27 protein-coding genes and 1 tRNA gene are annotated in these 26039 nt (G+C 54.0%); 16 read left to right on the top strand and 12 right to left on the bottom strand.

The features are described 5' to 3' along the window. Positions 1 to 212 precede the first annotated feature (212 nt). The 4 genes from AAC622_RS07630 to AAC622_RS07615 all read left to right on the top strand — a co-directional run bounded on the left by AAC622_RS07630 (position 213) and on the right by AAC622_RS07615 (position 4373). Positions 213 to 866, top strand: coding sequence for a protein-L-isoaspartate O-methyltransferase family protein (locus AAC622_RS07630; RefSeq protein WP_340261203.1), 654 nt, complete (start codon positions 213 to 215; stop codon positions 864 to 866). Between the two features lie 68 nt (positions 867 to 934). Continuing rightward, entirely contained in the window at positions 935 to 2323 is a 1389-nt protein-coding gene (locus AAC622_RS07625) for a TolC family outer membrane protein (protein ID WP_340261201.1), read from the top strand. 280 nt (positions 2324 to 2603) lie between these two features. Then, a complete protein-coding gene (locus tag AAC622_RS07620) occupies positions 2604 to 3482 on the top strand; it encodes a hypothetical protein (protein WP_340261200.1) in 879 nt (292 codons plus the stop codon). Positions 3483 to 3551: 69 nt separating this feature from the next. Beyond that, positions 3552 to 4373 (top strand): rhomboid family intramembrane serine protease, encoded by an 822-nt coding sequence (locus AAC622_RS07615; protein ID WP_340261199.1) that lies wholly within the window; start codon positions 3552 to 3554, stop codon positions 4371 to 4373. Between the two features lie 65 nt (positions 4374 to 4438). Here AAC622_RS07615 and efp read toward each other — a convergent pair whose 3' ends face one another. Beyond that, positions 4439 to 5002 carry an elongation factor P gene (gene efp / locus AAC622_RS07610; protein WP_317656085.1) on the bottom strand — a complete coding sequence of 188 codons (564 nt, stop codon included), beginning with the start codon at positions 5000 to 5002 and terminating at the stop codon, positions 4439 to 4441. Between the two features lie 218 nt (positions 5003 to 5220). Here efp and AAC622_RS07605 point away from each other — a divergent pair, with 218 nt between their 5' ends. From AAC622_RS07605 to AAC622_RS07590, 4 genes are all read left to right on the top strand, one after another. Further along, positions 5221 to 5532, top strand: a complete 312-nt coding sequence (locus AAC622_RS07605; protein ID WP_317656084.1) for a DUF6280 family protein — start codon at positions 5221 to 5223, stop codon at positions 5530 to 5532. Between the two features lie 763 nt (positions 5533 to 6295). Then, positions 6296 to 6904, top strand: coding sequence for a hypothetical protein (locus AAC622_RS07600; RefSeq protein WP_340261198.1), 609 nt, complete (start codon positions 6296 to 6298; stop codon positions 6902 to 6904). A 19-nt stretch (positions 6905 to 6923) separates the two neighbouring features. Beyond that, a complete protein-coding gene (locus AAC622_RS07595) occupies positions 6924 to 7289 on the top strand; it encodes a hypothetical protein (RefSeq protein WP_340261197.1) in 366 nt (121 codons plus the stop codon). Between the two features lie 322 nt (positions 7290 to 7611). Next, positions 7612 to 8094: a thermonuclease family protein gene (locus AAC622_RS07590; RefSeq protein WP_340261196.1), complete on the top strand. Its 483-nt coding sequence runs from the start codon at positions 7612 to 7614 to the stop codon at positions 8092 to 8094. A gap of 17 nt (positions 8095 to 8111) precedes the next feature. On the opposite strand, the gene AAC622_RS07585 is transcribed toward AAC622_RS07590, so the two are convergent. Continuing rightward, the gene (locus AAC622_RS07585) at positions 8112 to 8579 is read right to left on the bottom strand and encodes a YccF family protein (protein ID WP_340261195.1); all 468 of its coding nucleotides are present in this window, start codon (positions 8577 to 8579) and stop codon (positions 8112 to 8114) included. A gap of 73 nt (positions 8580 to 8652) precedes the next feature. Between AAC622_RS07585 and AAC622_RS07580 the strand changes: the two genes are divergently transcribed. Beyond that, positions 8653 to 10179, top strand: a complete 1527-nt coding sequence (locus tag AAC622_RS07580; RefSeq protein WP_340261194.1) for a hypothetical protein — start codon at positions 8653 to 8655, stop codon at positions 10177 to 10179. A 387-nt stretch (positions 10180 to 10566) separates the two neighbouring features. Further along, entirely contained in the window at positions 10567 to 11697 is a 1131-nt protein-coding gene (locus tag AAC622_RS07575) for a hypothetical protein (RefSeq protein ID WP_340261193.1), read from the top strand. On the opposite strand, the gene AAC622_RS07570 is transcribed toward AAC622_RS07575, so the two are convergent. The 5 genes from AAC622_RS07570 to AAC622_RS07550 form a co-directional block, all read right to left on the bottom strand. Continuing rightward, the gene (locus AAC622_RS07570) at positions 11671 to 12786 is read right to left on the bottom strand and encodes a tyrosine-type recombinase/integrase (RefSeq protein ID WP_340261192.1); all 1116 of its coding nucleotides are present in this window, start codon (positions 12784 to 12786) and stop codon (positions 11671 to 11673) included. The genes AAC622_RS07575 and AAC622_RS07570 overlap by 27 nt on opposite strands. A gap of 59 nt (positions 12787 to 12845) precedes the next feature. Then, positions 12846 to 12930 (bottom strand) — tRNA-Leu (locus tag AAC622_RS07565). Between the two features lie 197 nt (positions 12931 to 13127). Beyond that, on the bottom strand, positions 13128 to 13667 hold the full coding sequence (locus tag AAC622_RS07560) for an adenine phosphoribosyltransferase (protein ID WP_340261190.1): 540 nt from the start codon (positions 13665 to 13667) through the stop codon (positions 13128 to 13130). Between the two features lie 23 nt (positions 13668 to 13690). Further along, complete coding sequence (locus tag AAC622_RS07555) at positions 13691 to 14563, bottom strand: S-methyl-5'-thioadenosine phosphorylase (RefSeq protein ID WP_340261188.1); 873 nt, start codon at positions 14561 to 14563, stop codon at positions 13691 to 13693. 87 nt (positions 14564 to 14650) lie between these two features. Then, complete coding sequence (locus AAC622_RS07550; protein ID WP_340261186.1) at positions 14651 to 15253, bottom strand: flavin reductase family protein; 603 nt, start codon at positions 15251 to 15253, stop codon at positions 14651 to 14653. Between the two features lie 82 nt (positions 15254 to 15335). Between AAC622_RS07550 and AAC622_RS07545 the strand changes: the two genes are divergently transcribed. Next, complete coding sequence (locus AAC622_RS07545; RefSeq protein WP_340261184.1) at positions 15336 to 15812, top strand: GNAT family N-acetyltransferase; 477 nt, start codon at positions 15336 to 15338, stop codon at positions 15810 to 15812. Here the strand turns inward: AAC622_RS07545 and AAC622_RS07540 are convergent. Genes AAC622_RS07540 through acuR form a run of 4 tightly spaced genes read right to left on the bottom strand, consistent with a single transcriptional unit; the run spans position 15809 to position 19814 of the window. After that, positions 15809 to 17404, bottom strand: coding sequence for a GMC family oxidoreductase (locus tag AAC622_RS07540; RefSeq protein ID WP_340261183.1), 1596 nt, complete (start codon positions 17402 to 17404; stop codon positions 15809 to 15811). The two genes, AAC622_RS07545 and AAC622_RS07540, sit on opposite strands and share 4 nt — an antisense overlap. Positions 17405 to 17424: 20 nt before the next feature. Then, on the bottom strand, positions 17425 to 18138 hold the full coding sequence (locus tag AAC622_RS07535) for a dimethylsulfonioproprionate lyase family protein (protein ID WP_445322606.1): 714 nt from the start codon (positions 18136 to 18138) through the stop codon (positions 17425 to 17427). A 24-nt stretch (positions 18139 to 18162) separates the two neighbouring features. After that, positions 18163 to 19155, bottom strand: coding sequence for an acrylyl-CoA reductase (NADPH) (gene acuI, locus AAC622_RS07530; protein ID WP_340261181.1), 993 nt, complete (start codon positions 19153 to 19155; stop codon positions 18163 to 18165). Beyond that, positions 19137 to 19814 carry an acrylate utilization transcriptional regulator AcuR gene (acuR, locus tag AAC622_RS07525; RefSeq protein ID WP_340261180.1) on the bottom strand — a complete coding sequence of 226 codons (678 nt, stop codon included), beginning with the start codon at positions 19812 to 19814 and terminating at the stop codon, positions 19137 to 19139. Before acuR ends, acuI begins: the two co-directional genes overlap by 19 nt. A 132-nt stretch (positions 19815 to 19946) precedes the next feature. Here acuR and AAC622_RS07520 point away from each other — a divergent pair, with 132 nt between their 5' ends. Continuing rightward, positions 19947 to 20696 carry an SDR family NAD(P)-dependent oxidoreductase gene (locus AAC622_RS07520; RefSeq protein ID WP_340261179.1) on the top strand — a complete coding sequence of 250 codons (750 nt, stop codon included), beginning with the start codon at positions 19947 to 19949 and terminating at the stop codon, positions 20694 to 20696. Positions 20697 to 20699: 3 nt separating this feature from the next. Here the strand turns inward: AAC622_RS07520 and ptsP are convergent, their stop codons facing one another. Further along, entirely contained in the window at positions 20700 to 22949 is a 2250-nt protein-coding gene (gene ptsP / locus AAC622_RS07515; protein WP_317656071.1) for a phosphoenolpyruvate--protein phosphotransferase, read from the bottom strand. Between the two features lie 258 nt (positions 22950 to 23207). Between ptsP and AAC622_RS07510 the strand changes: the two genes are divergently transcribed. From AAC622_RS07510 to AAC622_RS07495, 4 genes are read left to right on the top strand one after another with little or no spacing between them, the layout of a single operon-like run. Next, positions 23208 to 23573, top strand: coding sequence for an NADH-quinone oxidoreductase subunit A (locus tag AAC622_RS07510; protein WP_317656069.1), 366 nt, complete (start codon positions 23208 to 23210; stop codon positions 23571 to 23573). Continuing rightward, positions 23564 to 24097, top strand: coding sequence for a NuoB/complex I 20 kDa subunit family protein (locus tag AAC622_RS07505; protein ID WP_317656068.1), 534 nt, complete (start codon positions 23564 to 23566; stop codon positions 24095 to 24097). Before AAC622_RS07510 ends, AAC622_RS07505 begins: the two co-directional genes overlap by 10 nt. 48 nt (positions 24098 to 24145) lie before the next feature. Further along, complete coding sequence (locus AAC622_RS07500; RefSeq protein ID WP_340261178.1) at positions 24146 to 24769, top strand: NADH-quinone oxidoreductase subunit C; 624 nt, start codon at positions 24146 to 24148, stop codon at positions 24767 to 24769. Continuing rightward, on the top strand, positions 24766 to 25989 hold the full coding sequence (locus AAC622_RS07495) for an NADH-quinone oxidoreductase subunit D (RefSeq protein ID WP_340243165.1): 1224 nt from the start codon (positions 24766 to 24768) through the stop codon (positions 25987 to 25989). The genes AAC622_RS07500 and AAC622_RS07495 overlap by 4 nt, the downstream gene beginning before the upstream one ends. The last annotated feature ends 50 nt before the right edge of the window (positions 25990 to 26039 follow it).

Raw genomic sequence — 26039 nt, 5'->3', positions numbered from 1 at the left:
ATAAACTGACAGATGGGCATCAATCAGGCCGCCCTTGCGCAAGTGTTAATCTATTGTGATGCGCGCGTCTATCGCCCCATTGCGGGGGAATTTTGGGCAAGGATGCGGCAAAGCAGACCTAACTTGCACCAAAGCGCCCAGCAGGCGTTGCACGAGGGCCCGCCATGTGCCATAGCAAGAACAACGTAAACTAGACTCATTGGTTCAGTTGAATGGCCGACTTTAAATCTCGCCGCGTCACGATGGTAGACACCCAAGTGCGCCCCTCAGATGTCACGAAATTCCAGGTGATTGATGCTATGCTTGCCGTCCCGCGCGAGGCCTATGTGCCCGCCGATATGCAGGATGTGGCCTATATTGGTGAAAACCTGATCCTTGGGGCGGGTCGCGTGATCCTTGAAGCCCGCAGTTTTGCGAAAATGTTGGACGCGCTCGACATTGGCCCGAGTGATCTGGTTCTCGATGTCGCCGCAGGCCTTGGTTATTCCAGTGCGGTGTTGGCCCATATGGCCGAGGCTGTGGTCGCGGTCGAAGAAAATGCCGACTTTGCCCAAGAGGCAGAAGCAAATTTCGCAGCACAATCTGTTGATAATGCCGCAATGATTTGCGCAAGCCATGTTGAAGGCGCGACCAAATATGGCCCCTATGACGTCATAGTTGTGAACGGGGCTGTTGAAACCATGCCCACAAGCCTGACGGATCAATTGAAGGAAGGTGGCCGCATGGGCGCGATCTTCGCGGTTGGTCAACTCTGCGAATTGCGGATTGGGCGCAAAATTGACGGCCAAATGAATTGGCGGCTGTTGTGCCATGCCAATGCGCCTGTTTTAGACGGGTTCAAGCGCGAAGCGGCGTTTCAGCTCTAAGCACGCGCATCAGCGGCGGCACGAAGTGAATTTGGGGCGCCTATGGGCCCCGTGAGGGAGTGTTGCTTGTGAGTGTTCGGATCAAGAAATCCTTTCAGATGTTTGGCGCCTCTTTGGCCATGTCCCTGTCCGTTCTCGGGGCAGGGCAGGTGAGCGCACAAGGGTTGCAGGCCACGATGGAAGCGGCCTATGAAAATTCCGATCTGCTCGAGCAAAACCGCTATCTTGCGCGAGTTGCTGATGAAGGCATTGCGCAGCGCGTTGCCGCGTTGCGACCCACCCTCAATATGGTTGCACAGCGGGCGCGCACGGACGCGGCAGGCAGCTTGACCGAAACCATTGCCCTCACCGCAGATTTGGTGCTGTTTGCAAGTGGCAGTCGCAGCGCTCAGATTGCGGCGGCGCGGGCCTCCGCCGAGGCCACCCAAGCGCAGCTTTTGGGGCTTGAGGGGCAGGTGCTGCTTGATGCTGTCACGGCCTATATGAATGTCTGGCGCGATGTTCAGGTGGTGAATGTGCGTCAATCCAATTTGCGGGTGGTTGAGGAACAACTACGCGCCGCAAGAGATCGCTTTGATTTAGGCGAGGCCACCCGAACCGATGTTGCGCAGGCCGAGGCGCAGATGGCTGCGGCACGATCCGCTTTGGCAGCGGCGCAAGGGACGCTCAGCATCAGTCGCGAACTTTATCAATTGGCCGTGGGCGTAGCACCAGAAGCACTTGGCGCACCAGGTGCGCGGCCCGAATTACCTTCATCTGCTGAGGCAGCGAAAATGATTGCGCGCAGCTCAGCCCCCTTGATCCTCGCAGCACAGCATGAGGTGACGGCCAATCAATATAATTTGACCGCGGCCCGTGCCGCTTATGGCCCAACTGTCAGCATGAGCGCGACCTCGACAGACACGCGGGAAGGGGCCCCCAATACCATCGGAAACAGCGAGCGTCTGTCGCTGACCATCACGCAACCCATTTACCAAGGTGGGCGGCTGGCCTCTCTTGAGCGGACTGCGCTGGCCAATCTTGCAGCCTCTCAATCCAATTTGAGCCGCCAGACCGCAACTGTCATCCAAAACTTGGGCAATGCTTATGCACGCCTTTCTATCGCATCCGCGCAAATTGCGGCCACCGAGCAGCAGATTAACGCGGCGCAGCTGGCATTTGAAGGCGTCCGTGAAGAGGCGTCTTTGGGTGCGCGCACCACGCTTGATGTGCTGAATGCGGAACAAGATCTGCTTGATGCGCGCATAGCCCGCATTCAGGCGCAGACGGATCTCTATACGGCAAGCTACAGCGTTTTAAATGCGATGGGCGGGCTGACCGCAGAGGCGATGGGGCTGGATGTAGAGCTATACGATGCTGACGCCTATGGCGCGCGCTTCTCAGGCGCACCACTTGGCCGCCCATCGGTGCAAGGCAGCCGCCTTGACGGTGTTCTGGAACGCTTAGGGCGTGAGTAAGCCCAAACGGCCAAGTCGCGACCAGGCCCGATGAAACCCGCCCCATGGGGCGGGTTTTTCATATCTAGGCCACTGGTCTTGCATCCGCCCTGCCGTGTCACGTGTCGCAGCTGCCGCATCGGCAGAATTCTTTACGTTGCTGTTTGACTTTCTTGCAGAGTATATAATTAAATAAATACATAAATAATTTACTATTTTGCTGTGATCAAAATGTTCTGCCCTGCGATGCAGGTGAGATCGGCAACAAGACCGCAAAGCGGATGGCATTTGGGGTGACGGGATGAGCGAAGATAAAGACGGCGCTGATATAGAGGATGTGCTCTCTTCCATCCGCCGTTTGGTGGCTAAGACAGCGCCCGCGCAAACGGTGTCATCGGCCGAGCGCCGCGCGCTGCGCGCAGAACCACGCTTGCGACCAACGCGCCCAGTGGGTGACGCTGTTGAGCAAAAATTGGTGCTGTCCCCAAGCCAACGGGTGAGTGAGCCTGAAAACCCTTGGGCAGTCATTCCCCTTGATCCTGCAGATCACGCGTCTGGCGATGAACGGGCTTGGGCGCGTGAGGATCGCTTGGCGGATTATGCAGATGGCGGCGCTTTGCCATCAGCCGCACCGCAAGATGCGCTTGGTGCTGCCTTGGCTGCCGCTGCAGAAGGGTTGCGCGGCCCCGCCGCATCACCTGCGGGGGCAGTGCAGCAAGACGCTTCGCCTCAAGCGGCCATACCTCCCGCTGCAGATCCCCTGCCTGATCAGGCAGATGCAGCGCAACACGACGCGCCTGAAAGGCATCATAATTTTATATCAACCGAGATAGCCGATGAAGATGGCTATGACGAGGAGGTGGAAACCCTGACCCTCTTCGCCGCGCCGCCGCCGCCATTGAGGGCCAAGCCCAAAGCGGAGGCCCCCCTGTCTACACGATTGAGCCCGAGCCAGAGGGGCAAGAAGATGATCTTGCAACGGAGGATCCTGTTGATGACTTGGGCCATGCCCCGCATATGCGGTTCGCTGCAAAAGAGGCCGATCTCATCTTGGCCGAGCAAGACGAAGTTGCGTTACGCGCCCTTGTTGCGCGTGTTGTCCGCGAGGAATTGCAGGGTGATTTGGGGCAACGGATTACCAGCAATCTGCGCAAATTTGTGCGCCGCGAAATTCGTATGATCCTCGCGGCTGAGAAACTGGATGGATAAGCCTTGACGACAGGCGCGGTCCCGCGAAGATGGCAGTGTCATGTTTCCGATACGCGACCATAACCCATCCAACCGCAAGCCCGTGATCACGATCGGTCTGATCTTGGTGAATGTTGTTGTGTTTCTGGGCTATTACCCCGAACTTTCATCGACCCCTACAGGTCTTGCGCGGTTTTTTGACAGTTGGGCGCTTGTCCCCGCCGAAGTGCTGAAGGGCGGAGATCCCCATAGTTTGATTACGTCCATGTTTCTGCATGGCGGCTGGATGCACCTGATCGGCAATATGCTGTTCTTATGGATTTTTGGCGATAACCTAGAGGATCAGCTCGGGCATGTTGGGTTTTTGGCCTTTTACCTTGTCGCAGGGCTCGCAGCGGGGTTTGGACAAATTTTGTCAAACCCCGCTTCGCAAGTGCCGATGGTGGGTGCCTCTGGGGCCATCGCTGGGGTGATGGGGGGATATTTGCTGTTATTCCCGCGCGCGAAGATCGACATCCTTTGTATCTTCATCATTTTCTTCAAAGTCTTCACTGTGCCCGCATGGGCCATGTTGGGGCTATGGTTTGGGCTGCAGCTGTTTAATGGTCTGTCGATGGATGCCACAGGTGGCGGTGTGGCCTATTGGGCCCATGCGGGCGGGTTTATCGTGGGCTTCGCATTGATGCTGCCGTTTTGGATCAAACGTGGCGCTCAGGCTTTTTGGGCGCGCACCGCGGGGGTTCCCCCCCATGAAGAGGCGCAATATCGCTTCGGCCAAAGCCGAATTCCTGCTGTGGGCCGGCCCAAAAATGCGCCACCCGCAGTCACCCGTGTGCCGCGGGTGACCCGCAAGACGCGCGGCGACAATCCTTGGTCAAAGTGATCTGCCAAACGAAAAATGCCCCACGCATCGCGCAGGGCATTTGATCTGACCGACCGCGTGCGTGTTTAGGCGCGCTCGGAATATTCCATCGTTTCGGTGTTCACGATGATCATTTCCTCTTGGCCGACAAAGGGCGGAACCATAACCTTTACGCCGTTGTCGAGGATTGCGGGCTTAAAGCTATTCGCGGCTGTTTGGCCCTTTACCACGGGTTCTGTTTCCACAACTTTGCAGGTGACTTTCTGAGGCAAGGTTGCGTTGAGCGCCTCGCTTTCATGGAATTCCACCACGATGGTCATCCCATCTTGCAAGAAGGGGCGGCGGTCGCCCAACAATTCCGCAGGCAATTCGATCTGCTCATAGGTTTCGGCGTCCATGAACACCAACATTCCATCTTGCTCATAGAGAAATTGCTGGTCTTTTTGTTCAAGACGCACGCGTTCTACCTTGTCCGCAGAGCGGAAACGCTCGTTCAATTTGCTGCCATTGCGCAAATTGCGCATCTCGACCTGAGCAAAAGCACCGCCCTTACCAGGCTTCACGTGATCCACTTTTACAGCGGCCCAGAGGCCACCATTATGTTCCAAAACATTTCCGGGACGAATTTCATTGCCGTTGATTTTAGGCATATTATAAACCCTAGCAAACCTTGATGATTGATTAATGCTCCCTATATCTAGGCGATATCAGGGTGGCAATACACAAGCGCCGTGCAGCATTAAATGCGATCCCATGCAGAAAACGCATACGAGGTATGCAATATTCGCATACCAGAATCGCTTAGAACATGTGCATAAGGAGCCCCACGCCGCAAAACGCAAGAGCAAAAAATAAAAAGGACGACGAAATGCGAGATTTCGTTGATGGCACCGCCTTCAATTACGAGCAAGGTCAACGCGCACGCAAGTTATTTGCTGCCGTTGTTTTGGCCGCGCTTGATGATGCAATCGCCGATGACAAGAAATTCGGCAACGGTCCAGAGCAAATCGCACGCTGGGCGCGCTCCCGTGATGGGCGCGAAGTGCTCAGCTGTGCAGGGATCGACCCCAATGAGCGCGTTGTTCAAGGCTTGATGAAATTTGTGGCCTCTGGCGTGCGCACCTCTGTTGCGCTGAGCCGTGAGGAAAGCGAACGCCGCAATCAGGCCGAAGCTGCCTGATCAAACGTCACGCCTGATCTTTCAAAACGCGTCCCATTGGGGCGCGTTTTTTTTGGGGAAGGTGGTGGCCGCTGTGGCTGTGGTTGGCTTTGATCGCATCAAAACCAACTCAGTATTTGCCCAATGCGCTGCATACAATCCACACGCCCGAAAGCCTACTGGTCTGGTTGACACGTTCCCAAAGGCCTTGCCACGTTAACTTTTCTCAAAAACGTCACTAGTTTTCTTCGTGTGGTTAACATCGTGCCTCAATCGCTGATGCACTGCAAGTAAAGGCTGCATGATGTGTATAGGCTACATATAGAACATTACTTGAAATAAAATACTAAATGTAGTGTATTTGATTGCTGGCGCTAATCGCCTTAGGTGTAAATAAATCTATATTTGTCAACGACTTATAAGTTTACCGTCCTGCAATTGAATATTGCCGTTCCACTCTATCTTGGGGGTCAGTGTGTGCAGCACTCTTGCACGCTCCGCTGCACTCGCCGCAGCAGGCATAATTTAAGTTTGTGTGTGAAAGAATGTGTGCTGACAGGCATAGTGGCAGATCAAATTACTAGGCATTGGAAGTTAATTTTGTTGGCTTTCTGTTTCCAAAGCATGGGTGCTAGTTTGGAAATCGAACTTCGATCTTAATCTGTTCGTCTGATTTAAAAGCGGTGGGGTATGCTTCAAAGCACTGGAGCTTTTTGGAGAAACGATTTGCAATATTCTGAATTCTTTAGATAATCATCATGGGATTAAAATAAGTGGGTGTGCGATGGCTAAAAGAAATCTGGTCTTATTCTCGTTTTTAGCACTAGCAGCGTGCAAAGACGATAATTTGTCTGGGGAAAGACTATTAGAAAGTGCATCTTATGGATTGGCGTATGTAGACATAGATGAAGGTGTGTTTACGGGAACTGATATTGGTTTTTCCGATTTTCTTGGAGCGGAATGCCCTGAAATTATCGCTGAGTTGAGGGCATCTCCATCAGCAAACTTAAGTGTTTTCTCCTTCCTTAGTTTTCACTCAGGCTCAGGTACAACGCTTACAGAAGCAAGAGCAGATACATTAGTAAGAGATGATTGCACACAAAAACACATGGAAGTTTGGGGAGTAGGAACTAATGAAACGCGGTCAGGCGAAATCTGCCAAGGTTGGGAAAAGTCCACTGAGTTTAGGATCCTTGATCGTGACGAAGAAGGCTTGGCGTTGCGGTTGCGCTATCCCACCGGTACTGAATTATCGCTTGATTATGGTGACCTAGAGAGTGGGCTTGTGTCTGGACGCACCTATCCAACTAGGCAGCAAAGACAAGACTTCGGTTGGGACGAGTACTGGGACGAGAATTTTATTGTCTGCACAAGCACTCAGCGATTTTACTAATTATTTCTGGAGGTAACTCATGAAGATCGCAAAAATTGGTTTTGCTTCATTAGCCTTTACGCTGTTTTTTAACGCACAGGCCTACGCGCAAGATGTCTTTTTTGTACAGTTATACTGTCGGATTTATGGGATGGACGTGCCTCTGGTAGAATGCTTGAGTGAGTTAGAAGTTACCACAGATGGAAGAACCCGCATTTATCAGGATTATGACATTGGGACACGTCGTTATAACGAATTTTCAGTGCCAAGGTCGTTTGGGATTTACGCTAGGAATATCTCAAGAGACGCTATTTTAGGTATCGAAATTCGTGAAGGCAGTAGCTACGGGCAAGTCGTATATCAAACAGAAAAGTCGTACTACCAATCCATTAGTGTGGGAAATTGATTTGTGGTTAGCCTGTGTATGAATACACGTGTACTCACACTCATGAAGGCATGAAAAATAACGTGAGGCTATAACCAATATTTACTGAGCCTCATGTGGAAAAGTATGTGTCCTAATTCGGGACTCATAATTCAGTCTTAAATTAACTATCTGGCCCAAAAGGTGGGGGTGGGGCTTTCTGATAAGCTCTCAGCAGGAGGGCGGAGGTGGGGGACTACCCCCTTCTCTAAATCAGTACTTTGGCATCTGAAATTTTCTGGTACTTTTTGAGACCATGTAAATTTAGGTTCATCAACGCTGGAAATTGCTAAGTGAGCTTCAGGTGGTGCAACTGAAGCGCTACGGTGGATTACACAAGCGCTGGAGGCTGATTTCTGTGGCCCGCATATCATTCATGACTTTTGGCATCTTGATGTTTTCGCTGTTGCCGACAACCGCAACACCAAACGGGTCACAGGTTATCGGTTATGTCACGCACGTTAGGGATGTAGACACAATTGAGGTCGGAGACGTAGCTGTCAGGTTGAACGGACTAGACGGGCCTGAGCTATCCACCAACATCGGACAACAAGCAAAACGGTTCATGACGGAGTTGGTTTTGAACCAACAAGTCACCTGTGAGCTTACTGGTGAGCGTAGTTATGATCGGCAGATTGGGGTGTGCTTTTTCAATGGCGACGATATTGGAGCTATTGCTGTAAGTAACGGCTACGCATTGGACTGCAGACGTTACTCCGGAGGCAGGTACGCAGCGTTTGAAACCGATGCTGGACGATCAGCCATCCAAAGGGCCGGCTACTGCTGAGTTACTACTCTTGAATACTAGCTACGATGCTTCGCTATGTAACCGGCAGCCTTGTCATGTCTTACAATCCCAGCAACTTCGTTGCTAACCACCCTACGACCAACAGGCCAAATGGAGATAGCCGCCAGTTTGAAGCATTGTAGTCCGAAGGGAATAAGTAAGATCGTCAAACAGGCCAGAACACCCGCAAGGATGTAGTAAAAGAACAGAAGAATGCCGAATGTTACTGCCCATAGTAGGTTGAATATGAAGCCAACAGTGCCGGTCATCATAGTCTTTGGAGAGAGTTCTTTCTGGTCAATGTCTCTGATGTGAACGATTTCTTTCCCGAAAGGGAACGCACTCATTTTCGCCATCTCAAGCGCTGAACGTGTGAGTGGTAGGCCAATAATCGTTATGGCGAAAATCAATCCTGCAACGAGCCACGTGAGAGCTATGTGCCAACCAAACAGCACAAACCATAATACGTTGCCTGCAGTACGCATGGATTATTTCCCCAATATCTTGAAGTGAACTTCTCTCCAGCTACAACTTAGATAGAAATTGATGGAGACTACAATGGCGCTGCGTATGAAAACATTGGCAATCTTGTCCTTAATTACTAGTTTAGCGCCTGCCGTAGCCTTCTCTCAGTCATGTACAGTCGCGCAGGTTTCCCAAGAATTTTCATACGAAGATACGTTCAATTCGTCGGGTTCTGCACTCGGTGATGCGTATGCTGTGTTTCAGCAAGATCGCTTCTATGTGAACCAACAAGGGCGGCTTGACCCGAATGATAAGCCCGATCCGATCATGGTGAACCGTGAGGCCAGAGCTAACTACGGTCAGGCTATAAGAGCCTATATGAACGCTAATGGAATGGGCGACATGCCTGCTCAGGTTCTTGTTGGCAGTCAGTATACGGTTGAAATTGAGGCTTGCGGCTCGCAAGACAATCCCTCTATTCGAGTTCTTTCGATGCGCATGGGCGGCGATACCGAAGATGATAGCTGGGAGCTTGAGCTAGAGTATCGTGAGGCAGAATTAGCTGACTGGGAACAGCGCCTCAATCAACGTGAAGCAGACTTAAACCAGTGGGAGCGTCAACTGGGCGATTGGGAACGCCGGTTGTCCGACATGGAAAACAACCTGTCAAACCCACAGCAAACTCCCGTTTCGCCGACAGGGGACAAAAATCCTGCAGGTCCAAGTGAGCCTGCAACCTCATCAAGTAGTCCAGCTAGCGGCAGCAATTTTGCATCGGATTTTGTCCAAACGGAATGGACACTTTTTGACGATAACCTGTCATGTGGTACTGGTCAGGCTCGGTCATTTCAGAGATTTACACCTCAAGGCTACTTGCAAATGATCAATGGTGACGACACCAGTTCCAACGATTTAAGGGTAAACTACTTCAACGTAGATGAGCAGCTTCGTACATTTCAAGCAGAGTACGTGTACTACAATCCGAGCCTTACAGTACACGCCACTGCTGTTACAACATATAACGGAACTGTAAATTCTGATGGTTCGCTTAGCCTCACCTCAAACATCCAAATAATCGACTTTGATACGATTAATTCAGCAAGACCAGTGTACACAACCACCCAAGAGGGAGGTACCTATTGGAGTTGTGATGCCGTTGAACAAGCCAATGACGCTCTCGTAGAAAGTGCCATTAATGACGGGAACTATGATCGTGTGCTGATCTCAGGCGTGCCTGCTGACATGTTGTCACAAGCCACTCAGTCCTGTGCTGTTGCACTGTCTCAGGCAGTTAACACCAGCGATAATCTAGTATTACAAGTTTTCACTAGCCGCTACGGCCAGTGGAGCGAAACGATATACGGAACGGATGCTTGTAGGCAAAGTGATAACCCTAATTTGTGTGCCAGCGGTGAAAGCGAAGAAACAATTACCGTTATTCAAAACGACCCACTGACTTTACAGTCTAGATCAGTGTCGGGAGATTGCATTTCCATAGATGAATTCCGATTGGATAATGGAGGTGGCCAGCACATCGCCACGTATCCAGAATCTATTTGTCCATCACTATATCGACTGCTGCCAGACCCAATTACTAAGAATGTAATTGAGTGTAATTGAGGTAGTTGTTTTAGTTTTCCTGAAACAAAAGCTTCACCGATTAAGGGTCGTTATCTAATTGATAACAGTGGGTCATGTGACGCCTATAGCGCCATTATAAGCGTGGCGTAGAGGGCATTGGGTTTCGGGACGGCTGCAAGGATGCTCTCTGTAAAAAGGCTCACTACACCACAAATAATGATAGGTTAGTGCAGTAGGGATATAGATAAAAAAACGTCCCAGTAAACCTTTAACGAATACCCTGTAAGGGAGACATAGAACTACATAGTAACAGTAGTAGATGATCTAACTAAAGGTACTTTTGTCAGGCATGTTTTTAAGGAGGTTAGTGGTAACCTCATGCCTCTGCTCTTTGAGTTAAACTTCACCTCACGGGGTAGCAAACACATGGAGAAGAGGTCTTTTGTCTTCTGCTCTATTTGCAAGGCTGCGTTAGATGATCCAGATCACCAAGTTTATTGGCTCACAAACAGAGATAAACATGAGCAGGAAGGTTATCCTGTAACCCTTAATGTTGTTCACACAGTTCAAAAAGCGATGATCAAAAAGGGATGGCTAACTGTAGTTCCCAATCAAATCTCTAAAGATGGTTATGCTAAGCGATGGCAGGTCTCCAGTAAGTTAATCTCAAGGCTACCCAAAGCTCTGGAGTGGGAAGATGTACTTCCTGACAGACCAAAGCTCACCAAAGCTCAGACTGTTAAGATTAAGCAGAGGACGCTTAGTAAGTATCTTCGCATAAATGGATACCGTTTGCCTGAACGGCAGATAGACAGACAGCAACCAGATGATCTCCGTAATGAAGTTCATTTGGTCAATCAGTTAGCATTTGAACATACCTTCACTGGACTTCTGACAATCAAGGGTGAGCCAAAGACATTCAGAGGTTTCAACCGCACTTTCATCCATAACTTGAACGGGTCAGGCCGCCCCTATGGTGGCTGTGAGCAGATGAAGGAGAAAGACCGGCTGAACATTTTGATTGATGGTGAGCCTGTTATTGAGATTGATATTGCAGCATGTCAGCCAACAATCCTCTGGAGCCGTTTCATAAGGGGCCAAAGAAAGCCTCATGAGCCAGTGCCTCAGGCCAGAGACTTCTATGCTGATGTGGTCGAAAACACGGCCCAACTTCTAGATCGTGAGCAGGTAAAGACAGTAATCACCAAAGCATTGGGGAACGCTAGCTTCCCACGAGAGCGGTGGCCTTACGGCATGAAGGTTAAAGGCCATAAGTGGAAAGATGTAGCAAATGAGTTTCTCAAGGCTATGCCATTCCTAGATTTGTTGGAACCGGTGAAAGAAGACTCCTTCACACTGCAACACACTGAAGCTCAGATTATCTTTCTGACTATGTACCGCTTATACAAGTTCAAGAACGTGCCATGTCTGCCTGGGCATGACGCAATAGTTGTGCCACTGCGTCATGTAGAAGTGGCAGAAGACTTCCTGTCCAAATCCTTTGAACTAGCAACTGGTGTAGTCCCAAAGCTACGGATTAAGTCTGCAAGCGGATAAAGGAATTGATGCACGGTCTAGCCATATCTGCAGTTGTTCAACTTTGTAGCCTGACCCGTACCGTGAACCCACATTGCTTACTGAAGACCAGCCACCTATCTGATCAATCAGTTCCAATGGCGCTTCCACCTCTCTCAGCCTATCTCGCATGGTATGACGTAGGCTATGGGCAGTAAGCCCATCAAATCTCTGCTTGAGCCATTTATTGATAGCGTTGGAGGCATGTGTACCTTTGAAGCCCGAAGCATCATAATAACGGGGAAACAGCCATACTCCGTCAGACTGCTTCAGAGCTATGCAGAGGGCCTCTAGCGCTGCACCTACAAGCGGCAGGGTTCTCTCACTAGAAGCCGTCTTGAGGCCTCTGTGGGCGTGTGGGCATATGTGTATGACAGCACTTCCCAAGTCGATGTCTTCAACTCTCAACCCAACAATTTCAGAGATGCGACACCCTGTTTCGCCAAGCAGAGGCATCAATAGCTTCACGGTACTGCCGCTACTCAATGCTTCTTTATAGCCTGCGATTAACTGTTCATGGGTGAAAGTACCGCGCTTCTTTACATCAAGACCTTCGCCCTTGATGTATACACGGCTAAAAGGGTTCCGTTTCTCAATATCCAGTTCAGCGTAGGCGTAGTTCATGACTGCACTGATCGAATTGATGCGCTTGCGTACCGTAGATGTCGATACGCCGGACTTGCTTAGATAAGAGACTACAGCGCGAGCATCGTCTCTACAGTAATCGGCTACGTCCCTATCACCACAAACGGCAAACAAAGTTCTGGCTGCGAGGTGTGGATGCTTCGGAGCGATCCTACGAAGTTCCAAATACTCCTCGAGCCAGTAGGAGTACTTTTCCTCTTTTGGCCGTAAGCTTTCAGCAATTGCTTTGTAGTCTAAGACCGTTCCGTCATTGAAGCTTCGCGATAGTAAATCAGTGATCCTAACTGCTACAAGTTCAACGACCTGCGGATCACTGCCAATACGGAAACGAATTAGTCTACCGTAACGATTCTGCGCTTTTACCGGAACTCTACGATTGTAGAGGTATTTCCCGTCACGAATTAATGTGTGCGGTATTGTGTGCATTTTTTACCTCGCCAGTAATTAATTTAGCGAAGAAAAAAAGTGATTTTTTTTGGGGAAGGTGGTGGCCGCTGTGGGACTCGAACCCACACGCCCGAAAGCCTCGGATTTTAAGTCCGGTCTGTCTACCAGTTCCAGCAAGCGGCCACAGGGTTTGACTAGAGGAAAGTTTCCCGCCCCGCAAGCGGCCAAGGCACTTTCCATCCCCTACATCCAAAATTCGCCCCGCCCATAATATGAGCGAGGCGAGGGTTTGGGTTAGCAAGCAACATGTTCGCACGTGCTGGCGAACGCCCCTTCGATACAGGGCAGGGCGTTAAATTTTGGTGAAATTGCGAAAAATTTTATAGCCCATCGAATTGGCAGAGCGCGTGAACGCTTTGGCCCATCTCCTCAAGCTTGGCGCGCCCCCCCAATTCGGGCAGATCAACCACAAAGGCGCAGCCCGTCACCTGCGCGCCGAGGCGCTCAATCAGGTGAATGCCCGCTTGCGCCGTGCCGCCAGTGGCCAACAGATCATCCACGAGCAGGACACGTTCACCCGCCTCGAAAGCATCATCATGGATCTCGACAGTGGCGGTGCCATATTCCAATGCGTAATCTTCGCTGATTGTGGCCGCGGGCAATTTGCCTTTCTTGCGAATAGGAACAAAACCTTTGCCCAGTTGATGCGCGACCGCGCCGCCAAGGATGAACCCCCGCGCCTCAAGCCCCGCGACCTTATCAATCTTTTGCCCAACATAAGGGGCAAGCAATTGATCCACAGCCAATCGAAACCCGCGCGGGTCTGCAAAAAGCGTGGTCACGTCACGAAATAAAATCCCCTCATGCGGGAAATCGGGAATGGTGCGGATATAATCCTGAACCGTTTTTTGGGGCGTCATAGCGTCTCTCCGTTCGGCGGGCCTTACAGCACGCGGCCTGCAATCGCATCTAGCTTGGTGACCATATCAGGGTCGCGCTTATCGGGGGCCGTCATGATGGCGTGATCCAATGCGCGATCACAGCCGCACCGACAAGGCGCGCGCTCAGGCCCCAAAAGCGCAGGCAAGGCGGCTATGGTTTTGCGCGCATTCTCTGCATTTCCTGTGAGGGTTTTGATGATCTCGGTGATATCCACTGCGCCGTGATCTGCATGCCAACTGTCATAATCCGTAATCATCGCAATCGGGGCGTAGCACATCTCCGCTTCGCGGGCCAATTTTGCCTCTGGCATATTGGTCATTCCGATCACATCGGCCTTCCATTCATTGCGATACATCAGTGATTCCGCGAGGGTCGAGAATTGCGGGCCTTCCATCGCCAGATACGTGCCGCCTTGATGCAATTTTGCGCTGCTTGCGCTTGCGGCCTTGGCCAATTTTGCGCTGAGATCCGCGCAGGTTGGATGCGCCACGCTGACATGGGCCACCAGGCCTGTGCCGAAAAAAGATTTATCGCGCGCGAAGGTGCGGTCGATGAATTGATCAACCAAGACGAAATCACCAGGCGCCAAGTCTTCGCGGAATGATCCGCAGGCGGAGACAGAGATCAAATCGGTCACCCCAAGGCGTTTTAGCGCGTCAATATTGGCGCGATAGGGCACCGTGGTGGGGCTGTGGACATGGCCGCGCCCGTGGCGGGGCAAAAAGGCCATGCTGACCCCGCTCAGGCGGCCCGTCAGGATGGCGTCAGAGGGTGTGCCAAAGGGGCTGTTCACCTCAGCCCATTTCGCGCCCTCAAGCCCGTCTATCTCATAGACGCCCGAGCCGCCGATCACGCCAATCACGCGCTCTGTCATCCTGCCCCTCAATGGGTTGGTTCCAAATCCAAGCGCTCAGTATCGCAAGCGGCGGGGGGAAGGGAACCCGCGAATTGGTATTTTGGCCTATTCAGGCCGCGTCATGGTGAAAATTTCACCGATTTGCGCGTAATCCTGATAGCCAAGCCGTGAAATCACGCCCGCGCGGGTGATGTCAAAGCGGCCATCATTCAGGCAATCGGGGCGGATATGAACCCCCGTCACTTCGCCAAAGACCGCAAAATTATGTGCCCCGTCCAAGGCAACGATTTGGGTCAGTTTGCATTCAATGCTTGCGGGGGCGTTGGCCACCCGCGCCGCCGCAATGGTTTCACAGGGGGCACGGGCGATCTGTGCATGGGTGAATTCATCCACGCCCCTTGGCCACGGGCCAGAGCTTTGGTTCATCATATCGCGCATCTCGTAGCCCACGAGATTAACACAAAACACCCCCGTCTCGCGAATATTGGCCACGCTATCCTTGGTGTCGCCGCGATCCGCTTTGGCCGAGGTCGAGGCGAACATCACCTGTGGCGGCACATAGGCGACTGCGTTGAAAAAGGAATAAGGCGCAAGATTGTCCTGACCATCGCTCCCCCGTGTCGAAATCCACCCAATCGGGCGCGGTGCGACTATGGCATTGAATGGGTTGTGGGGCAGGGGGTGGCCGTCATCAGGTTTATAGAACATCGCCGCGCCTTTTGCTTCTTCGGTTTGGCATTGAGCTAGCGCCGTGCTACCAGTTTGACCAGAGGCATTACATGAGCAGCCAATGGTCGATATAGCCAAAGAGCAGCCAAATGACTGGTGGGAGGTCGAAGCCCTTTTCGATCTGTGCTTTGCGCCCGGGCGCACGGCCCTGAGTTCCTATCGCTTGCGTGATGGGGTGCCGCCTGTCGAGGGGCTCTGTCTCATAGCCCGCGATGACTATGGTGCGATTGGTGGGGCGATCCGCTTTTGGCCGGTGCGTGTCGGGCCCAAAGAGGCGTTGTTGCTTGGCCCGATTGCCGTGCATCCCACCCGTCAGGGGGAAGGTTTGGGCGGGCTGCTGATCCGCGAAGGTCTGCGGCGGGCTGACGCCTTGCACTGGCCGCGCACCATGTTGGTGGGGGATGCCCCGTATTATAGCCGCTTCGGGTTTCACCGCCTTGAAGGGGTGGAGATGCCACCACCCACCAACCCCGCCCGCATTTTGGGCGTTGGGGATTGGTCAGGGGTCACGGGGAAAGTGACGCGTTGGGGCGCCTAAGCGAGGCGCGCCAAGATCAAATCTGAGGCTTTTTCGGCAATCATGGTCACGGGCGCATGGGTATTGCCCGAGGGGATGGATGGCATCACGCTGGCATCCGCCACAGACAGGCCCGAAATCCCGCGCAAGCGCAACTCTGGGTCAAGCGGCGCGTTTTGATCCGCTCCCATTCGAACGGTTGAGACAGGGTGAAAAATCGTGGTTGCGATATCGCCTGCGGCGCGCACCAGATCACCTTCGCTATTGATATGGGGGCCGGGTTTGATTTCTTGCGGCGCAAAGGCGCGCAAGCGTTCGGTTTGCATCAGGCGGCGGGCATGTTTGATGCTATCGACCGCCACGCGCTGATCAGCTTCAGCCGATAGGTAATTTGGGTCAATCACAGGGGCGGCCTTTGCATCGGGCGAGGTGATATGCACCGAACCGCGGCTTTCTGGGCGCAGGTTGCAGACCGAGATGGTGAGGGCGGGGAAGTCATGCAAAGGCTGACCAAAAGCTTCAAGCGATAGGGGCTGCACATGATATTCGATATTGGCGGTTTCGTAATCGGAACTTGATTTCGTGAAAATACCCAGTTGTGAGGGGGCCATGGCCATCGGGCCAGATCGCTTGAGCGCATATTCAAGCGCAATTTTGGCCCGCCCCCAAAGCGAGGCGTAAAGGGTGTTGAGTGTTTTTGCGCCTGAAATGCGGAAAATCGTGCGGATCTGAAGGTGATCGGCGAGGTTTTCGCCAATCTTGGGGCTGTCTTGGATCACGGGTATGCCCAAACCCTGCAGGCGTTCCGCTTGGCCGATCCCTGACAACTCCAAAAGTTTCGGTGTGCCAATTGCCCCTGCGGCTAAGACCAACTCACCACGGATTTGGATGTCTTTGACGATCCCGTTTTGACGATAGCGCAAGGCGCGAACGCGCCCCTCGATGATGACGATTTTCTCGGCCTCGGCATTCGTTACGATGCTCAGGTTCTTACGGGTTTTGGCAGGATCAAGGAAGGCGCGGCGCGCGTTCCACCGCAAACCGCCTTTTTGGGTCACTTCGAAATATCCCGCTCCCTCATTGTCGCCTGTGTTGAAATCATCTGAGGGCGGGATGCCCATTTCAGTGGCGGCTTCCCGCACCGCATCTAAAATTTCCCATGATAGGCGCTGATTTTCCACGCGCATTTCGCCGCCTGCGCCATGCAGGGCGTCCGCGCCGCGATGATAATCTTCCGAGCGTTTGAAATAGGGCAGGACATCCTCCCATCCCCAGCCCGTATTGCCCATCTGGCGCCAAAGATCATAGTCGCGCGCTTGGCCGCGCATATAGATCATTCCATTGATTGAGGAGCAGCCCCCTAAAACCCGCCCACGCGGATAGTTGAGCGCGCGCCCATTTAACCCCGCCACAGGCGCGGTTTTATAGCACCAATCAAGGCGCGGATTTCCCATCGCATAGAGATATCCCACGGGGATATGCACCCAAGGGTGGCGGTCATGCCCACCCGCCTCCAACAACACGACCTTGTGCTTGCCATTTTCAGACAGGCGATTGGCTAACACACATCCCGCTGACCCTGCGCCGACAATCACAATATCCGCTGCCTGCATGATTTGACCTCGATTGCTTTTTATATGCCCGCTTCAATACGGGCTTTTCTTGTTGCAGAAAGCTTCATCCCTGGGCTTGAAAGTTTGCTCTCAGGCCCTACCGATGCATGTGCCAAGAGGCAGGGATCAAGATCCGCCGTTGTGATCCGATGTTCGTCACCGGGGCGGTTTAGGATTAACGAACCTGGCGCATGAACTGCGACCTCGTTTTTAGACCAATCGCCCGCGACCGAGATATAGCTTTCTTCAATTTCCGCATGGCTGTGTTGCGGGTAAGTGGTGCGGGGGGCAAAGAGAACAAAGCCCAAGATCATCTTTTCAGAATAGATCGGCCCGCGCGGCCCCAATATCTCGCAATAGGCATATTTCTGCGCCAAGGCCTTTGGCACTTTCTCATAGCCGTATTCCCATGTCAGTTCGTTTGCGACCCGCGACAGCGCGCGCGACAATCCCGCGACCAAACCCCGCTCGCCCAGATCAAGGGCGCGGGGCAAATGGTCGGTGACGGGTTTAAGCAATGGCCCGCGCGGCATCACCACGGGATTTGTGTCAAATACCTGCGAGATGCCTTCACGCACCCGTTTGCGGTGGCTGCGGATTGGTTTTGATCCCCCCGCCGAGCCGCGCCTGTAAAGCGCCTCAAACTCGCGCAAGAGATAGACCCAATTTGGAAAGGCCATAAGCCGCTTTGGGGCCTCAACCTCAAGCGCCAATGGGGCAAGGGGGTCTGTCATAGCTGCTATCCTTTTGGGGCCCTATTAGGCCAGTGCCGCATTCAAAGGCACAACCACGCGGCCGCGGATTTTACCTTCAAGAAATTTTGGCGCCTCGGCGATGACATCTTGAAGGGCCATTTCATGGGCGATTGCCGCCAATTTGCTCATATCCAAATCTTTGGCCAAGGCCGCCCATGCATCAATCCGCTCATCGCGCGGCACCATGACACTGTCGACCCCCAATAGGCTGACCCCGCGCAAAATGAAGGGCGCGACCGAGCTTGGCAAATCCATGCCTGCGGCAAGGCCACAGGCGGCGACAAGCCCACGATATTTCATTTTTGAGATAACAGTAGCCAAGACGGTGCTGCCCGCAACATCGACCGCACCTGCGAAACGCTCCTTGTCGAGGGGACGGGGTTTGCCTGCGAATTCCTCTCGCGGCAGGATTTCGCTTGCGCCCAAGGATTTAAGATAGGCTTCTTCCTCGGCGCGGCCCGTGACCGCACAGACAGTAAATCCTTTCGCCGCCAAAAGGGCCACGGCAACACTGCCAACACCGCCCGCGGCCCCCGTGACCACGACCTCGCCCGCCTCTGGCGTGAGACCGGCCTTCAACAAGGCGCTGGCGCAGAGCTGCGCGGTATATCCTGCCGTGCCGATCTCCATCGCTTGGCGCAGGCTGACACCATCGGGAAGTGGAACCAACCAATCGCCCTTGAGGCGCGCGAAACGCGCCAAACCGCCCCAATGTTTTTCACCAACACCCCATCCGTTCAAGACCACCCGATCGCCGGGATTATAGCGTGGATCTGCGCTTTCACGGACGATGCCCGATAGGTCAATGCCGGGAACCATCGGAAAACTGCGCACTACTGGCGCGGCCCCTGTGATGGCGAGCGCGTCCTTGTAATTCAAGGTTGACCAAGCCACTTCGACCAAAACATCCCCCTCGGGCAAGTCTTCCTTGGCGATTTGGCGCAAGGCCACGCTTTGCTGATCATCCTCTTTGCTGATTACGATGGCATCGAACATGGGGCATCTCCTTTTGGGGTGGTGTTAAGCTGTGCAAGAAATTGCGCTGCAAACAGGCGCAAGGGCGCAGGCCCGCGTTCCAATTTGGCCCGCAAAACGGCGCCCTCCCATCCGATCCAGAACATTTGCGCCAGATCGGCGGGGTTGTGATGGGGGGATATCTCGCCCTGATTTTGGGCAAGCTGTAGAACCCGCGCCAAGCGGGCTTGCCAATCTTCCAAGGTCGCAATGAGATCGGCGCGGAATTCTTCGGGCAATGCGCCCATTTCTTGGCCCAGATTGCCAATCAAACATCCGCGCCGAAAGCCGTGACGGGCCATGCCCGCCTCGACCGCCGCAGCAAAGGCCGCGACACGGGCAAGCGGGGCAAGACTGTCATCGCTCAAGTGGCGTTCCATCTTTGCCACGAAATAGGCGCGATAGGCCGCGATGGCGGCGCGACCGAAGGCGGCCTTGTTGGGAAAATAATGATAGAAACTGCCCTTTGGCACACGGGCATGCGTCAGGATCATATCAAGCCCGACCGCAGAATAACCCCGCTCTGTGAGATGCACCAACCCTGCGCGGATCAATCGCTGATAGGTGGCCGCGTCTTGGGGCGCAGTGGCGGGGCGGCCACGGCGTTTGGGGGCGTCATATGTCACATCGGCTAAGCTCATGCGACATTTCTTAGACGGCTCGGTCTAATAATAAAAGCCCTCATTTTTCGGGCGGCATAAATTCCGCTTGCCACGAGCGCGGAACCCGTCAGGATGCCACGGCAAAGCCAACATAAAGGGAGGGACAAACGGGTGAGCAAAGTAGCGATTGTAACGGGGGCCGCGCGCGGTATCGGATTGGCCACCACTGATCTTTTCCTTGAGATGGGCTGGCGGGTTGCGATGGTGGATCGCGATGCGGCCGAACTTGGCGCGACATCCAACCCGCGTGATGGGGCCCTAGGGTTTGTTTGCGATGTCTCAGACCCTGAGGCTGTGGCAGAACTGGCGACCCAGATCAGCGCCAAAATGGGGCGCGTGGATGCTTTGGTGAATAATGCAGGTGTCGCGGAATTTGGGCCGATTGAAGAATGCGATTTCACAACATGGCGCCGTGTCATGGCGACCAATTTAGATGGCGTTTTTCTGATGTCACAGGCGATGACGCCTGCGCTAAAGGAAACCTATGGCGCGATTGTCAATATTGGGTCAATTTCGGGTCTGCGGGCGTCAACCTTGCGGGTGGCCTATGGCACGACCAAGGCGGCTGTTACTCATTTGACCAAACAGCAGGCGGCAGAATTGGGCGAATACGGCATTCGTTCGAATTGCGTCTGCCCTGGCCCTGTGCGCACGAAATTGTCGATTGCGGTGCATTCGCCCGCCATCATCGCCGCCTATCATGATGCAATCCCGCTCAATCGTTATGGGTCCGAGCGTGAGATTGCCGAAGCGATCTGCTTCCTATGCAGTGAAAAAGCGAGCTACATCTCTGGTCAAATACTGGCTGCAGATGGGGGGTTCGAGTCGACAGGCGTTGGGCTGCCTGCGCTGCGCAGCTAGGGCCTAATGGCCGTTTTGATGAGCGAGCCAGTTTGCAACCGCGCTGCGCACGCTCATCGCCCCTGTTGCCTGCGCTTCGCGGATCACGGCGCGCAGTTCGCGCAAATCAACCCGCCGCAAGAGGCTTTTGACGGGGCCGATGGAGGCAGGGCGCATCGACAATTTGCGCAAACCCATCGCGGCAAAGCACAACGCCTCAAGGGGGCGGCCTGCATCCTCGCCACAAAATGACAAATCGGTTTCAGTTTCCGCGCACCGCGTGACGATCATTTCTAGGAAATTCAAGAAACTGACATTGAGCGTGTCATAGCGGCGGCGCACCTGTTCGTTCTCGCGGTCAGCGGCGAAGAAGAACTGCTTAAGGTCGTTGCCGCCGATTGAGACAAAATCAGCCATTTCAAAAAATTGGCGCGGTGCGAAAGCAAGGCTTGGGGTTTCCAGCATGGCCCCGATTTTAAGGGTTTCGGGCAAGATATGTCCCAAGGCCGCTTCGCGATCCATTTCGCGCAAAAGATGATCACGGGCCTCGGTGAATTCTTCAAGCTGGGCCACAAAGGGGAACATGACCGAAAGCGGGCGGCCTTGTGCCGCGCGGATTAGGGCCTGCAACTGCATTCGCATAACGCCCGGTTTATCAAGACCCACGCGGATCGCGCGCCACCCCAAGGCGGGGTTTGGTTCCTCTGGCCGCTTCATATAGGGCAGCACCTTATCCGAGCCTATATCAAGCGTGCGAAACACCACGCGCTTGCCGCCTGCTGCATCCATGACCCGAGAATAGAGCGCGGCCAATTCCCCGCGTCGTGGCACTTGGTTGCGCGTGAGAAATTGCAATTCCGTGCGAAACAACCCAACGCCCTCCGCACCAGACGAGGGCAGGGAGGGAAGATCCGCCATAAGGCCCGCATTCATCTCAAGCGTGATACGCGTGCCGCAAAGCGTCTCGGCGGGTTTGTCACGGATCGATGCATAGCGTTCTTGCGCCGCGGCCTGCATGGCGATTTTATCGCGAAACGCCTTGGCCACATTCTCTTCGGGCCGCAAATGCACGATACCCTGCTCGCCATCGACCAAAATCGGGTCACCGTTCAGCGCCTCGGTTGTGATACGTTTGGCATTGATGATTAGCGGAATGGCAAGGGCGCGGGCCACAATCGCCGCGTGACTTCCAACCGATCCCTCCTCAAGCACCACCCCTTTGAGGCGGCGGCCATAATCCAACAATTCCCCTGGCCCAATGTTGCGTGCCACGAGAATCGGGTGTTCGGGCATTTCCGCGCCCGTGTCGCCGCCTTGACCTGTCAAAATCCGCAAAAGGCGGTTTGAAAGGTCGTCTAAATCCTGCAAACGTTCGCGCAAATAGGCGTCAGGCACAGTTTCTAGCCGCGCGCGGGCGGCCGATTGTTCTTTTTCAACGGCTGCTTCGGCCGATAGGCCGCGCGCAATGTCCTCTTGCATCCGTTTGATCCAACTGCGCGAATTGGCGAACATGCGATAGGCTTCGAGAACTTGGCGTTCCTCGCTGTCATCGTTGTCCATACGGGTCAAAAGCTGATCAACCGATTGGCGCAGCGTGGCGATTGCATCTGATAGGCGGGCTTGTTCGGCCTCTGGATCATCGGCCACGGGGCGGGTGACGACCACGCGTGGTTCGTGTAGGTAAACCGCGCCTTCGGTCACGCCCTCTTGCGCGACACCGCCACGGATCATCACCTGCGATTGGTGACGAGCCGATAAAGCCTCGCCCTCACCGACAAAGGCGCCAAGTTCTGTCATTTCAGCCAGAACCATCGCGACAACCTCTAGGGCATAGAGTTCATCTTCCGAATAGCTGCGCGCCTCTTTCGATTGCACAACCAGAACGCCAAGCCGTTCCCCTAAGCGCTGGATTGGCACGCCTAAGAAACTGGAATACCGCTCTTCGCCCGTCTCGGGCATATAACGAAATCCACGCGCGGCGGGGGCGTTGGGGGTGTTAATGGGGCGGGCATCGCGGGCAACGCGCCCCACCAGACCCTCGCCGAGGCGCATTCGGGTGACGTGAACGGCCTCGGGGGCCAAGCCCTCAGTCGCGCAAAGCTCGAGGGTGTCGGAATCGCGCAGCAGGTAAATCGAGCATACCTCCGTGCCCATCGAATCGGCGATCAGATGGGTGATACGGTCAAGTCGCTCCTGTCCTGCGCCTGCTTCGGCCAAACTGGCTTGCAAGCGGCGCAGCAATTTGCGGCTCTCGGTTTCCGTGCGCTCTGGCATAGTCCCTCATTTAGCCCCATGGGGGCTTGTCGTTCGGCCTAGACATACCGCCCTATGCAGGTGTCGCGCAACATAGGGATAGCGCAATCTGCGCCTTGCGGCATAAATTTGCACGAAACTCGGGCCTTTGGTTGAAAAAAGCAGCGACAAAACGTGCGCAATGCGCGCGCATCGGTTGACCACTTCAAGGCTTGGCGCTAGACCCTGCGCTGACCGGACACCCTTTGCCACGGTTCCTGACAACCGAGGGAGAGCATCTTGCAAGACCTTCTTTCTGAATACGCGCCAATTTTGATCTTTCTTGCCATGGCCATCGGCCTTGGCCTGATCCTGATTTTGGCTGCTGTGATTGTCGCTGTGCGCAATCCTGATCCTGAAAAAGTTTCCGCCTATGAATGTGGGTTCAACGCCTTTGATGATGCGCGCATGAAATTTGATGTGCGTTTCTATTTGGTGTCGATCCTGTTCATCATCTTTGATTTGGAAATCGCGTTCCTGTTCCCATGGGCGGTTGCCTTCCCAGATATGTCGATGACGGCGTTCTGGTCGATGATGGTGTTCTTAGGCGTGCTGACCATTGGCTTTGCCTATGAATGGAAGAAAGGAGCGCTGGAATGGGAGTGATGACAGGTCAAAACACCGCAGGTGTGGACAAGGAGGTCGCCACCCAAGCGCTTAATCGCGAGCTTCAGGATAAAGGGTTTTTGTTGACCTCGACAGAGGACATCATCAACTGGGCGCGCACGGGCAGCTTGCATTGGATGACATTTGGTCTGGCGTGCTGCGCGGTTGAGATGATGCACACCTCAATGCCGCGCTATGATGCGGAGCGGTTCGGGATCGCCCCACGCGCCTCGCCACGCCAGTCGGATGTTATGATCGTGGCGGGCACTTTGACCAACAAAATGGCCCCTGCGTTGCGCAAGGTTTACGACCAGATGCCTGAACCGCGCTATGTGATCTCGATGGGATCTTGTGCGAATGGCGGCGGTTACTACCATTACAGCTATTCCGTTGTGCGCGGCTGTGATCGGATTGTGCCAGTGGATATTTATGTTCCTGGCTGCCCTCCGACCGCTGAAGCGCTGCTTTATGGTATCCTTCAGTTGCAGCGCAAAATCCGCCGCACGGGAACGATTACGCGCTAAGGCGCATCTTTGGGCGCAAGGCGCCCGAACCAAAAAGAGAGTTACGCAATGAGCGACCAGGCCTTGCAAGAATTGGCGAATTATCTGGCCGAAAAGCAGCCCGAAGCCGTGATGGGCAGCACCATCACACGCGGCGAATTGACGGTCGAGGTCTCCTTGGCCCATCTGTTGGATTTCGTGGAATTCTTGAAACTCGACCGCAATTGCGCCTTCTCGACCTTGGTCGATGTGACCGCAGTGGATTACCCCGGTCGAGAGCGGCGCTTTGATTTGGTCTGGCATTTCTTGTCTATGTATCAAAATCAACGCATCCGCCTTAAAGCAGCGCTGCGCGAGGATGAGATGGCCCCCTCTATCGCGTCGCTTCATCCATCGGCGAATTGGTTTGAGCGCGAAGTGTTCGATATGTTCGGTATCCTTTTCACGGGCCACCCCGATCTGCGCCGCATTTTGACCGATTACGGCTTTCGCGGTCATCCGTTGCGCAAGGATTTCCCGACCACTGGCTATGTTGAGCTGCGCTATGACGAGGCGCTCAAGCGCGTGGTCTACGAGCCTGTAAAACTGGTTCAGGAATACCGCCAATTTGATTTCATGAGCCCATGGGAAGGCGCGCAATATGTGCTGCCCGGGGATGAGAAGGCAGACCAAGCCAAGGAGGCGCAGAAATGATGGACGGCTCCAAAGGATTTGAAGACGCGCTGACAGGCGAGCAGAAAATTCGCAATTTCAATATCAATTTCGGGCCCCAACACCCCGCCGCGCATGGCGTGTTGCGTTTGGTGCTAGAATTGGACGGCGAGATTTGCGAGCGCTGTGATCCGCATATCGGCCTTTTGCATCGCGGCACAGAAAAGCTGATGGAAAGCCGCACCTATCTGCAAAACCTGCCCTATTTCGACCGTTTGGATTACGTTGGCACGATGAACCAAGAGCACGCATGGTGCTTGGCGATCGAACGTATGACAGGTGTCGAGGTGCCGCGCCGCGCCCAGTTGATCCGTGTTCTCTATTGCGAGATCGGGCGTATCTTGAACCATTTGCTGAACGTGACCACGCAGGCGATGGATGTGGGCGCGCTCACGCCGCCCCTTTGGGGCTTTGAGGAGCGCGAAAAGCTGATGGTGTTCTACGAGCGCGCCTGTGGTGCGCGTTTGCACGCGGCCTATTTCCGCCCCGGTGGCGTGCACCAAGATCTGCCCCCTGAATTGATTGCGGATATCGATACATGGGCGCAGGACTTCCCGCGCGTGTTGTCAGATATTGACGGGCTTTTGACCGAAAACCGCATCTTCAAACAGCGCAATGTCGATATTGGCATTGTCACTGAAGAAGATATTCAAAACTGGGCATTCTCGGGGGTTATGGCCCGTGGGTCTGGTTTGGCATGGGATTTGCGCCGCGCACAGCCCTATGAATGCTATGACGAGTTCGAATTCCAAATCCCTGTGGGCAAGAATGGCGATTGCTATGATCGCTACCTGTGCCGCATGGAGGAAATGCGCCAATCCATTTCGATCATCCGTCAAGCCTGTGCCAAGTTGCAACTGCCCGAAAATCAGGGCGATGTTCTGGCACGCGGCAAGATCACCCCGCCTTCACGCGGTGAGATGAAAACCTCGATGGAGGCGCTGATCCATCACTTCAAACTTTATACCGAGGGCTTCCACGTCCCTGAGGGCGAAATTTATGCCGCGGTCGAGGCCCCGAAAGGTGAGTTTGGTGTCTATCTGGTTTCTGATGGCAGCAACAAACCTTACCGCTCTAAGATCCGCGCCCCAGGATTTGCGCATCTTCAGGCGATGGATCACCTATGCCGCGGCCACCAATTGGCGGATGTGTCTGCTGTTCTTGGGTCGCTTGATGTTGTGTTTGGTGAGATTGACCGCTGATCTCGGATCGGCCTTTGCAGCGGGGGGATCACCGCCGCGTTCAACCTGTT

Source organism: Roseobacter sp. HKCCA0882 (assembly GCF_037805225.1).
In the GTDB taxonomy this organism is placed as follows: Bacteria; Pseudomonadota; Alphaproteobacteria; order Rhodobacterales; family Rhodobacteraceae; genus M30B80.
Note: the sequence above shows the minus strand (reverse complement) of the source record. Positions and strands in the feature narration are given on the sequence as shown.